General features: G+C 56.6%; 8 protein-coding genes and 1 pseudogene. 5 read left to right on the top strand and 4 right to left on the bottom strand.

Features of this window, described 5'->3' with window-relative positions; all coding sequences use genetic code 11:
- Nucleotides 1-355, top strand: a pseudogene (locus tag BK667_RS33395) (hypothetical protein); the annotation flags it as partial.
- Nucleotides 356-544: 189 nt separating this feature from the next.
- Here BK667_RS33395 and BK667_RS13955 read toward each other — a convergent pair.
- Entirely contained in the window at nt 545-1,885 is a 1,341-nt protein-coding gene (locus BK667_RS13955; protein WP_123597948.1) for a diaminobutyrate--2-oxoglutarate transaminase family protein, read from the bottom strand.
- 526 nt (nt 1,886-2,411) lie between these two features.
- Between BK667_RS13955 and BK667_RS13950 the strand changes: the two genes are divergently transcribed.
- From BK667_RS13950 to BK667_RS13940, 3 genes are read left to right on the top strand one after another with little or no spacing between them, the layout of a single operon-like run.
- Nucleotides 2,412-3,833, top strand: coding sequence for an efflux transporter outer membrane subunit (locus BK667_RS13950; RefSeq protein ID WP_123597947.1), 1,422 nt, complete (start codon nt 2,412-2,414; stop codon nt 3,831-3,833).
- Nucleotides 3,830-4,933, top strand: a complete 1,104-nt coding sequence (locus BK667_RS13945; RefSeq protein ID WP_123597946.1) for an efflux RND transporter periplasmic adaptor subunit — start codon at nt 3,830-3,832, stop codon at nt 4,931-4,933. The genes BK667_RS13950 and BK667_RS13945 overlap by 4 nt, the downstream gene beginning before the upstream one ends.
- On the top strand, nt 4,930-8,004 hold the full coding sequence (locus BK667_RS13940; RefSeq protein ID WP_123597945.1) for an efflux RND transporter permease subunit: 3,075 nt from the start codon (nt 4,930-4,932) through the stop codon (nt 8,002-8,004). Before BK667_RS13945 ends, BK667_RS13940 begins: the two co-directional genes overlap by 4 nt.
- A gap of 61 nt (nt 8,005-8,065) precedes the next feature.
- On the opposite strand, the gene BK667_RS13935 is transcribed toward BK667_RS13940, so the two are convergent.
- Nucleotides 8,066-8,932, bottom strand: a complete 867-nt coding sequence (locus tag BK667_RS13935; protein WP_123508161.1) for a helix-turn-helix transcriptional regulator — start codon at nt 8,930-8,932, stop codon at nt 8,066-8,068.
- Nucleotides 8,933-9,068: 136 nt separating this feature from the next.
- Complete coding sequence (locus tag BK667_RS13930; protein WP_123597944.1) at nt 9,069-9,755, bottom strand: acyl-homoserine-lactone synthase; 687 nt, start codon at nt 9,753-9,755, stop codon at nt 9,069-9,071.
- Nucleotides 9,756-10,296: 541 nt separating this feature from the next.
- On the opposite strand from BK667_RS13930, the gene BK667_RS13925 reads away from it, so the two are divergent.
- Nucleotides 10,297-10,896, top strand: coding sequence for a LysE family translocator (locus BK667_RS13925; RefSeq protein ID WP_123508163.1), 600 nt, complete (start codon nt 10,297-10,299; stop codon nt 10,894-10,896).
- Nucleotides 10,897-11,014: 118 nt separating this feature from the next.
- On the opposite strand, the gene BK667_RS13920 is transcribed toward BK667_RS13925, so the two are convergent.
- Nucleotides 11,015-11,740 carry a helix-turn-helix transcriptional regulator gene (locus BK667_RS13920; protein WP_123508164.1) on the bottom strand — a complete coding sequence of 242 codons (726 nt, stop codon included), beginning with the start codon at nt 11,738-11,740 and terminating at the stop codon, nt 11,015-11,017.
- Between the last annotated feature and the right edge of the window lie 175 nt (nt 11,741-11,915).

The following is an 11,915-nucleotide window of genomic DNA, read 5'->3' as shown; positions in this document are numbered from 1 at the left end:
GGGTATTTGCGAACAACCTAAAACCACTGTGGGAGCGAGCCTGCTCGCGAAGGTGGCGGGTCAGTCAACAGAGATGTTGAATGTGACGACCTCTTCGCGGGCAAGCCTTGCTCCTACAGAAGGTCAGGTTGAACCGGGTATTTGCGAACAACCTAAAACCACTGTGGGAGCGAGCCTGCTCGCGAAGGCGGTGTGTCAGTCAACAGAGATGTTGAATTTGACGGCCTCTTCGCGAGCAAGCTCGCTCCCACAATGGGTCTGTGTTGAGCCGAGTATTTGTGATCGCCGCAAAACCCTTGTAGGAGCAAGGCTTGCCCGCGAAAGGGCCATAACATTCAACATCTTCGTTGACTGACCCACTGCTTTCGCGGGCAAGCCTTGCTCCTACAGAAGGTCAGGTTGAACCGGGTATTTGCGAACAACCTAAAACCACTGTGGGAGCGAGCTTGCTCGCGAAGGCGGTGTGTCAGTCAACAAAGATGTTGAATGTGACGACCTCTTCGCGAGCAGGCTCGCTCCCACAGGGTAAGGGGCGGCTCAGGTTTTAGGCTTTTTCACCGGCATAGAGTTGGCGGGCTTCTCCGGATTTTTTCACCGCTTGTTCGAAGCGATCCAGCACCATGCCCACCTCGGATTCGGTGATGGTCAGCGGTGGCAGGAACCGCAATACAGCGCCATGGCGGCCGCCGGTTTCCATGATCAGTCCGTTTTCAAAGCAGTTGAGTTTGATCGCCCGTGCACGGGCACCGTCGCCCGGGCCGGCGCGTCCTTGGGTGCCAGGCTTGGTGATTTCCACCCCAAGCATCAACCCGCGACCGCGGATATCTCCCATGAATGAATAACGTTGCGCAATCTGCTGCAGACCGCTCTCCAGTTGCGCGCCCATTTTCGCCGCATGGGCGACAACGTTACCTTCCTTGATATGACGCATGGTGGCCGCGCCGGCGACCATCGCGATCTGATTGCCGCGGAAGGTGCCGGCGTGCATGCCGGGGCTCCAGGTGTCCAGGTGCTCGGCGAACACAATGACCGACAGCGGATAGCCGCCGCCGATGGCTTTGGACAACACCAGAATGTCAGGGACGATACCCGCGTGCTCGATGGCGAAGGTGCTGCCGGTGCGGCCCAGTCCGGTCTGGACTTCGTCGACGATCAGCAAAATGCCTTGTTCCTGGGTGATTTCCCGCAGTGCCTTGAGCCAGTTCGCCGAGGCCGGGATACAACCGCCTTCGCCTTGAACGACTTCGACAATGACCGCCGCCGGCTTGGTCACGCCACCTTCAGGGTCCGACAGCACGGTGCGGATGTAATCGATGGACAGCTGATCCGTGGCCTCGCCATCGGTACCGAACGGGCAGCGAAAACGATAGGGGAACGGCAGAAAGTGCGTGCCTTGGGCGATCAGGCCGTTGTCAGCCTTGGGGTGCAGGTTGCCCATCGCCGACAGCGCGCCGGCGGTCATGCCGTGGTAGCCGCCATGGAAGGCCATCAGGGTCGAGCGTTTGGTGTAATGGCGTGCCAGTTTGATCGCGGCTTCAACCGCATCCGAACCGCTGGGGCCGCAGAACAAGATCTTGCTGCTGTTGCGCATTTTTACCGGCAACATCGAAAACAGTTCCTGCACGAAGGCATGCTTGGCCGGCGTGGCCAGGTCGAGCGCCTGTTGCAAGTGATCGCCACCGAGGAAATGCAACACCGCGTCCCTGACTTCGGACGGGTTATGCCCCAGGGCCAGCGTACCGGCATTTGACAGACAATCGAGGAACTCCTGGCCGCTGGCATCCTTGACCCGCATGCCCTTGCCACTGACAAACAGGCGCTGGAACGTTCGCGCATAAGTTCGTGCATTCGACTCGACGTTGCTGAGATAGCTTAACTCTTCCATATTCGATCACTCATTGGCCGTAGGAAAGATCATCTGACCGGAGTTCAAGTCCGGGATAGGCGTTCGCCCGCGCGATGGGTTTCGATCAGGCATGAATAGCCAATTGGCTCAACAGCTGATTGGCTGGCCCGATCAAGTTTTGCATGTCATGAGAAACAGATGACGACGTTATCTTTTGTTATTCAATCGTTTGTTTTTAAAGGAATTAACTGTTCAGGTTGACGAACTTTCGACTCGGTGGAAACCGAAGTTTGTTCTACTGCGAAAGGCGTTTTTTGAACCGGATTTGATTCTGCTGGAGCCCTGCATTAATCGCCAATTTATCTGCCTGGACATGTCCCTGTTTCCCATGCCAGACATAGAAACAGGCATCGGTTTAAATCAATCACATACCCGCCTCATTAATTCATGCCGAGGCCATCAACTTTGAAGCACAACTATTTCGTCGTCTTCGTTGACTGATCATTCTCCATGTATCGCCTTCCTGAGCCGTGCCTATGCCTGCGTCAGGCGCCAAGGGACCTTTATGTATGCCTTCAAGCCTTCAGGCCCAATATTGTGGATGGCACTGTGCGCCATGGTTCTGAGCGGCTGCATGCTTGGACCTGACTATAAGGAGCCGGCAGTGCCGATCCCCGCCAAATGGCAAGCTCCGTTGCCCCATGGTGCGTCGGTCACAGCCTTGGCCAATTGGTGGCAGCAATTCAACGATCCGGCACTGGCCGAACTGTTGCGAATGTCCGAAGCGGACAGCCCTTCACTGGATCAGGCCTTTGCAAAAATTGCCCTGGCCCGGGCGACCCTGGACAGCAATTCGGCGGATGCGTTGCCGAATGTCCAAGGCACCTTGGCCGGAGGGCGCGGGGGACAGTTGACCAGCGTCGACCGCATCAGCGGATCAGGTTCTTCCGCGGAGTTCGATGCGGCGTGGGAACTGGACTTGTTCGGCAAATTGCGTCGCAACAAAGAAGCCGCGAGAACCCGCATTGAAGCGCGAGTAGACGATTGGCATGACGCCCGCGTCTCACTGGCGGCCCAGGTCGGTGACAGTTACGTTCAATACCGTGGCTGTCAGAAACTGGCGCTGGCCTACAGCGATCAGGCGCAGTCACAGCAACAGACCGCACGCTCGACCCGCCAATCGTTGCTGGCCGGATTCACCTCATCGGCCGATGCCGCCCTGGCCGACGCCACTGCTGCGAGCAATGAATCAACCCTGATCAGCCAGCAGAGCGAGTGCCAGGTGCTGCTTAAAAGCCTGGTGGCGCTGACCGGCAGTGATGAAGGAAAACTGATCGAAGTGCTCAGCCGCACCCCGGCGCAACTGCCCCAGCCCGCGCAGCTTAACGTCAAGCAGATACCTGCCGACCTGCTGCGTCAGCGCCCGGACCTGGCATCCAGCGAGCGCGAATTGGCCGCGGCCAACGCGGACATCGGCGTCGCGCAGGCCGATCGCTTCCCCAGTCTGAGCCTCTCCGGGAATTTCTCCGTCAGCAGCATCCTCGGTGATTTGAACCGCTCCTGGACATTCGGCCCGGCCTTATCCATTCCAATCTTCGATGCCGGCAAGCGCCGTTCAGTGGTGGACAGCGCCAAGGCGAACTACGACTCAGCGCTGGCGCTCTATCGACAGACCTTGCGCACCAGCGTTATGGAAGTCGAACAGTCACTGGTACGCCTCGATGCCGCTCGGCGTCGGGAAGTCGAGGTCGAGCGTTCCACCGCCGGTTACCGCGAGTCATACGCGGCCATCGATCGTAACTGGCAGGCTGGCAGTGTCAGCCTGCTTGACCGGGAAACCGCACGGCGCCTGGCGCTGACATCAGAGATTGAATTGATCACTTTGCAGCAGGACCAAGTGCGCTACTGGATTGCTCTGTACAAGGCGCTGGGCGGTGGCTGGCAAGCCGATCACCCGCAAACGGCATCGCGGGGTGATGGCGCATGAGGCCTTTATTTCGACGTACGCTGATCGCAGCGGCGGTGCTCACGGTGGTGGTTGCGTTCATCTACCTGCGGCGCGGCCCCGAACCGGTGGCGCAGGCTCCGAGCGTCAGCAGTTTGAGCGTCGAAGTGGTCCAGGCCCGTCGACAACAGTGGCCGCAGTTGCTGTCGGCCAGCGGTGCGCTGACGCCGTGGCAGGAAGCGGTGATCAGTGCCGAGACCAGCGGCTTGCGCATCGCCAGCCTCGAAGCGGATGTCGGCAGCCGGGTGAAGAAAGGCCAGCTGTTGGCGACCCTGGCCCCGGAAACCGTTCTGGCCGAAGAGAGCAAGCAGCAAGCGCTGGTCGCCCAGGCAGTCGCCAGTTTGCAGCAAGCCAATTCCAATGATCGCCGGGCCGGGATTGTGGGGCAGGGCGGCGCGTTGTCCGAGCAACAACGCGAGGATTACCGCATCAAGGTCGCGACCGCCAAGGCTGATCTGGCCGGCGCCAAAGCCGAGCTGCAAACGGCGCAAATCAGACTCAAGCAGACGCGTATCGTCGCGGTTGACGACGGCATCATCTCGTCGCGTACGGCATTGCTCGGCAAAGTGCCGGGGGCGGGTGACGAACTGTTTCGCCTGGTGCGTGACGGACGTATCGAATGGCAGGCGGAACTGGATGCGCGTCAACTCTCCCGCGTGGAGGCCGGCCAGGTTGCCCACCTGACCTTGCCGGGCGGGCAACGTCTGGAAGGGACAGTGCGGCTGGTATCGCCGACCCTGGACACCAAAACCAGCCGGGCGCTGGTGTACGTCGCGCTGCCAAAAGACAGCCCGGCCCAAGCGGGCATGTACGCCAGTGGCCAGATCGAACTGCCGCCGCGCGAAGCCCTCACCGTGCCGGATACGGCGGTGATTCTGCGGGACGGCCGTTCTTATGTGTTCACGCTGGGGGACGATTCCCACGTGGCCCAGCGTCCCGTCGAAGTCGGCAGGCGCCTGATGAACTCAGTGGAAATCCTCTCTGGCCTGGATGAGCCCGCGCGCATCGTGCGTGCCGGCGGCGCCTTTCTCAGTGATGGCGCGAGTGTGACTCTGGTCCAGCCCCAGGTGGCCCAGCCATGAATATCTCAGCCCTGTCGATCCGCCATCCGGTCCCGGCGGTCATGCTGTTTATCCTGCTGACGATCTTCGGACTCGTGGGTTTCGACCGGCTCGGTATCCAGGATTTTCCGGACATGGACTTGCCGGTGGTGGTGATCAGCGCCTCCCTCGAAGGCGCGGCGCCCGAACAGCTGGAAACCGAGGTGGCACGCAAGCTCGAAGACCAACTCACCTCCCTGCGCCTGCTCAAGCACGTGACCACCGTGATCACCGACGGAGCGGTCAATATCAGCGTCAGCTTCGCCATCGAAAAGGATGGCAACGAGGCACTCAACGAAGTGCGCAACGCGGTGGACAGCGCCATTCCCCAATTGCCGGCCAGCCTGGATACGCCGTCAGTCTCGCGGCTGACCACCAGCGACAGTTCGCTGCTGACCTACGTTATCGACTCCGACAGCCTTGATGAAGAGGCGCTGTCGTGGTTCGTCGACAATGAGCTGAGCAAAAAGCTGCTGTCGGTTCCGGGTGTGGCGCTGATCTCCCGGGTGGGCGGTGTCGACCGGGAGATTCAGGTCAACCTCGATCCGGCCTTGATGGCGGGGCTCGGCATCCGTGTCGCGGATGTGGCCAGTCAGTTGCGGGCGATGCAAAAAGACAACTCGGGCGGTCAGGGCAACCTGGGCAGCGGGCAGCAGTCGTTGCGGACCTTGGGGGCCATTAACGACCCGGCCGCCCTCGGCGCCATCGACATTCCCAGTGGTGACGGGCGCCTGCTGGCGTTGCGGCAACTGGCTGATATCCGCGACACCCACGCCGAACGCAGCACCCGGGCGTTTCGCGATGGCAAGCCAGTGATCGGTTTTCAGGTCGTGCGTTCGTTGGGCTTCTCCGATGTTGGCGTGGCCACTGACGTGCGCGAGGCGATGACTGAGTTTTCCAAGCAACATGCCAACGTGCACATCGTCGAAGCCAGCGATGCGGTGGAGTCGGTCCTCGACAATTACCGTGGTTCGATGAGCCTGCTTTACGAAGGCATGCTGCTGGCGGTGTTGGTGGTCTGGTGGTTTTTGCGCGATTGGCGCGCGACGCTGATCGTGGCCACGGCGCTGCCGCTGTCGATCATCCCGACGTTTGGCGTGATCTACCTGGCCGGATTCACCCTCAACACCGTTTCCCTGTTGGCCCTGGCCCTGGTGATCGGCGTGCTGGTGGACGATGCCATCGTCGAGATCGAGAACATCGCCCGACATTTGCGCATGGGCAAGACCCCGCGCCAGGCCGCCATCGAAGCCGCGGATGAAATTGGCCTGGCGGTGCTGGCCACCACGGTGACGCTGGTCGCGGTGTTCCTGCCCACGGCGTTCATGGGCGGCATCGCTGGCAAGATCTTCCGTGAGTTCGGGGTGACGGCCTCGGCAGCGTTGCTGTTTTCGTTGCTCGTGGCGCGGCTGCTGACGCCGATGATGGCGGCCTATTTCCTGCGGGCCCGGCACGAAGCCGAACACGATAGCCGTTTGATGACGCGCTACCTCGGCTGGATCCACGGCACCCTGAACCGACGCAAAACCACGATGCTCTGCGCCGGGCTGTTTTTTATAGGCTCGCTGATGCTGATCCCGCTGTTGCCCACCAGTTTCCTGCCGCCCGCCGACACGGCCCACAGCAAAGTCATCCTGGAACTGCCGCCCGGGACAACCCTGGAGCAGACCACCGCGATCACCCAGCAGGCCAGCGAGCGACTGAGCGCCATGGCCGAGGTCAAACACGTCTTCAGTTCGATCGGCACCGCCAGCAGCTCGGGCTCGGGACCCAAGGACATTACCGGCAACGGTGACGCGATCCTGACCGTGGACTTGGTGCCTCGCGGTGAACGCGAACTCAAACAGGTCGAGGTCGAAGCAAAAATTCGCCAAGTGTTGCGCTCACTGCCCGGCGTGCGGGTCAACGTCGGCGGCGATGGCAGCGGCGAGAAGCTCGACATCGTGTTGGCGAGTGACGACGGCGACTTGCTGGTGCGCACCGCCAGCGCCCTTGAGCCGCAGCTGCGGCAATTGAAGGGCATCGGCAATGTGACCTCCAGTTCTGCCTTGCAGCGTCCGGAAATCCAGATGCACCCGGATTTCGCCCGCGCCGCCGAACAAGGCATCACCAGCCAGGACATTGCCGATACCTTGCGCATGGCGACCTACGGCGAGTATTCCTCGGCACTCGGAAAAATCAACTTGTCCCAGCGTCAGGTGGATGTTCGGGTGCGCATGGATCCGCTGGTGCGCAACGACCTGGATGCGATCAACCAATTGCGCGTGACCGGCCGTGACGGCCAAGTGGCGCTGGCCTCGCTGGGTGAACTGCGCATGGGCAGCGGGCCGGCGCAAATCATGCGCCTGGATCGCTTGCGCAACATCACGCTGTCCATCGAACTCAACGGCCGCACCCTCGGCGAAGTCATGGCCGAGGTCACCCAGTTGCCGGTGATGCTCAACCTGCCCTCCGAAGTGAAACTGGTGGAGTCGGGCGAGCTGCAACTGATGAGTGAACTGTTTGGCAGTTTCGGCCTGGCCATGGCCATCGGTGTGTTCTGTATCTATGCGGTGCTGGTGCTGCTGTTCCACGACTTCTTGCAGCCCGCGACGATTCTGTCGGCATTACCGCTGTCGTTGGGCGGTGCATTGGTGGCGCTGTTGGTATGCAACCTGAGTTTTTCCCTGCCGTCGGTGATCGGTTTGCTGATGCTGATGGGGATCGTGACCAAGAACTCCATTCTGTTGGTGGAGTACGCCATCATGGCCCGCCGCGATTTTGGCCTGGGACGCTATGAGGCATTGATCGATGCCTGCCACAAACGCGCCCGTCCAATCCTGATGACCACCATTGCCATGGGCGCCGGGATGCTGCCAACCGCGATGGGCATTGGCGAAGACCCGAGCTTCCGGCAGCCGATGGCAGTCGTGGTGATCGGCGGTTTGTTGACCTCGACATTGCTCAGTTTGTTGGTGGTGCCGGTGATCTTTACGTATGTGGACGATGTATTGCAGTCGCTCAAACGTCGCGTTGGCGTACTGCCCGACAGGGAGGTGGCGAATGAAGGCTGAAGCAGGATTCCCCGACGCGAGCCTGATGTGGGCTGCGGTCGGGAAAATAGGGGAAGAGGTTTTAGACGGCGTTTCGAAGTGCAGGTGTGGCGATCCGTTCAACAGAGGCTTGTTGCGCATCCACCGAATGCATCCAGCGAATCAGCGAACGGCGTCCGCCGATCCCCATTTTTATCGCCGCACGCTTGAGATAACTCTCGACGGTATTCACTCTCAGGTCGAATTGCTCGGCGAGTTCTGGCGCCGTATGCCCGGCCAACAGACCCACGCACACTTCGGTTTCGCGCGATGAAAGGGTCAGCCCTGATTCAAGCAGGCGATCGGCAAAGCGCTGTCGCAACGTTTCCATGCCGCCGTGTTCGGGTTCATCCAGCGCAATATGGGTGTCTGGTCGAGACGGTGCCGACGGGAGCAGGGCAGCAACATGCTCTTCAACCATGGGCAGCAGCAGGCAGGAAAAATCTTTCAGAAAGGCACATTCCTGTGGCGAAAAGCCTTGGGAAAGATGGGAGCGGTACACAGAAAGGACGTAGCGGCGACCATTTTTGCGGGAGGTCAGGTGCAATTGGGCGGCTGCCCTGGGCGGCACTTTGTCCGACTGGTCCTGGGCGAGCAAGCAGCAGGAAAAATCCGGAAGCTTCTGATATTTCGCGTCTTCGAAAAAAATATCATCGGCCAGTAGGTAAGGCTTTTTTACCGTGTGGGAGTCCATGATGGCGTCTATACACGTGTTATTCAGTCCGACGCAGCCAATACTTGATGTGCTCAGTTCAGAAATATCCCTATCGTCTATCCACTGCTCCGTAATATGGGTGGCGTCTACAGGCAATTCCGTGAGTATCAGATCGTGTAGCATTCGGGGAAAGTTACGGCTGCCTGTACTGGCAATGACTTTGCCAACGTGCGGGAATAATCTTTGTAAGTTCATCGGCTCTCCATGTCATGATTTCGGTTGGGGTTGTTTTTATCTAATTTCGACATGCCATCAGTGTATATACAGCGTGTTTCTGATTTGTTTCAGTTTGGGATATCAAGTCCGTGCAGGTCGGATTGACTGTGTGATATTAGCAGGCCATCAATGCTTCGCTTAGAACTTCATCGTCTAACGTTGTAGCCGTTGGTGTGTTCTTCTTTAAAACTTCTTCGTATATGGATGATGTGCAGGCAAGTGTGCCATAGATAACCTTTTCACCTTTTGTTCCCTGGGAAATATTTCGTCTATTTACTGTCCATCCGGAACGTTTCAGGATCTTTTCCATCATGGCATCTACAACAACTTCATAGGTATGCACGTTTTGTTTAAAGGCAAACTTTATCATTGACAGAAAAATTGCCGCCGTGCGAAAATCGATGTTCGATTTATTAAGTTCTCCAATAGTATTATCATTGGCGGCCAGCGCAAATCGGGTCGCTTCCCAGCAATGTTTTGTATTGGCTCTGGTTTTATCTGTTGCCAGCATAAAACTTAAGGCGCCTGACATCAGGGTCGGTTTGCTGGAAGGGCGAAGTCGGACGCAGCCGGTGACGCGATCTCTTTGGTGGGAGTAGATATAAATCGCATCCGTATCGTCGTATTCGTCAGATTCATAATCGCTGCCTTGATAGCTTTCAATGTCCCATTTTTTTCTATCAATAAAAGCGACTTTTCGAATGGAGAGTATTTGCTCTAGGATTGTTGGCGGGATTGTCGAGTAACTGCCAATGCTGGTGTATACACCGGAAAACTCAAATTCGCTGTGAAATTGTTTCATGATCGGACGTTCTTGGTTGTGCGTGGGGACTTTACTGTTAACGTTAGACTAAAGTATTACAACTGTCCTTAAGTACAGTGTCTGGATTGCGCCAGTTGTTGTTTAATTGATAGTTTGGTTTTTCGAGGGGTGTGGCGCTTTAATACTAGTCGTCCTACCTGTATCGAATGCTGACTATTGAATTAATTATTGGCGCGCCTGTGGGCTCGATCACAATCCCGGCGATACGGGGTTTCGAACGCTAATCATTATGGGTAGGCGGGAGGTGAGGAATCATTGACGCAGTTGAGCTTTTTATTCACGTAATCAAACAGCAATAAAGGTGTGGGAACGTTGTTCTCTTGCCCAAGAACTCTGTCCGCTTGAATAATGGTCGACATCTATTGTTGTCCTGCCCGGTGACTGAGTGTGCTTGCAATCTCGATTCTGCTTTCGGTGTGATGCCATATTACGCTATCAGTCCTGGCACTTATTGCATAAGGATGAACTGATTCGCCTCCTGAAAATATAAGCCGCCTCGGCTTCTGGTATGGATGACCTTATGTACTACATTGCGATTTCCCTGCTGACCGTGCTGTTGGTTCCAGGCCCCACCAATTCGCTGCTGCTGCAATCGGGCATCAGCAGGGGCTTGAACGCCCACTCGTTCCGGCTGATTGCTGCAGAGTGGCTGGCTTATATGATTCAGATTACGGTCTGGGGTGTGTTCATTGACCGCCTGGCTGTCGACTATTCATGGGTGGTGACCGGAACCAAGATCTTCGCCGTGTGTTTCCTGTTTTATATATCGTTGAAGTTGTGGTTTTCGACCCGAGGCAACGCCTCTTCCGTTGTCGCGGCCATTACGGTTCCTGAATTGTTCCTGGCGACACTCACCAATCCAAAGGGATTGTTTTTCGTTTCGTTTGTTGCACCCACCGGCACCTTTTTGGCGCTTAACAGTTATGTGCCATTTATGTCACTGTTTTCGATCATTATCTTTCCGGTCGGACTTGTGTGGGTGGCAACAGGTGCTTACTGCGGGCGCAAACTGCATTCGTCTATTACCGGGAGAATGGTCAATAGAACGATTTCCGTGGTGATTGGGGTCTTTGCATCTGTGATGCTATTCAATGTGGCGTCCAAAGTAGTATTTGCGTGACCTGGAAAAAGGTGACGCCTGTCCCATTTCTGCACAATACGCGTGCAGTTTTGGGGCAATACGGAACTTGAGATGAAGTGGGTTGTCGCGAAGAATGAACTATCCAGTACACCAAGGGTTAAATCAGGTTCAGATATAACGCTTTGATCATGGCCTGCTTGACATTGATACAGTCCAGTTTTTCAGTCATTTGCTTGGCGTGAAATTTAACGGTCCGCTCGGTAATGCTCATGATCAGACCTATTTCCTTATAGTTCTTCCCCAGCGCCAGCCAGTGCAGGAATTCATGTTCTCGGGGCGTCAATTTCAGCGCACTTTCGGTGCTGGTTTCGACGGGGCGATACTGATGGGCAATAATGCTGATGGTTTTGATGATGAACATGTTTTCCCGGACAATTCGCACAAAGTCAGGGTCATTTTCTTCCGAGGTTAAATGAATTGAGCCGAACGCCCGACCTGGCTCATGCAGCGGAATGCTGAAACCTTGCTGGATGCCATATTCCTGTGACTGTTCAAATATCTCACCGTTTGATTCGTCCGGGATTTCATTCCAGAAGAACGGATTCGAGGTGATGGCGGAGTTCGCCATGACGGGATCTGACTTGTAGAGGGCGTTTTTACGATAGGTTTCTACCCATTCGGCGGGGTAGTTGCTATGAATGGCGATGTCGGAGCTTTCGAAGGGGCTGGAATCCATATGGACATAGGCGAATTTACTCACCTCTAACTTACCGAATATCCATTCCAGTATTTCAACGTATTCTTTTTTATTTAATCCCGGGATGTTGTTCTCAAGCTCCTGGACTAAATCGAAAATGCTTTGGCTTGAGGTAAGCTTGGGCATGATGAGAGGGCTCGGTCAGTGGGGCGATTTTTATAAAGCAAGAGCCCTTATTAGACCAATTGCTCTAATATTATTGAATGTTAGTTGAAATGTGACGAAGTTATAGCATCGGTCGCCAGCAATGACAAGAATGTTTTTTGCTGTGCCGAATTGAAAAATTAGCATGGCTTTTATA

Source organism: Pseudomonas frederiksbergensis (genome assembly GCF_003732705.1).
Taxonomy (GTDB): Bacteria; Pseudomonadota; Gammaproteobacteria; order Pseudomonadales; family Pseudomonadaceae; genus Aquipseudomonas; species Aquipseudomonas frederiksbergensis_F.
This window is presented reverse-complemented; position numbering and strand designations above follow the sequence as displayed.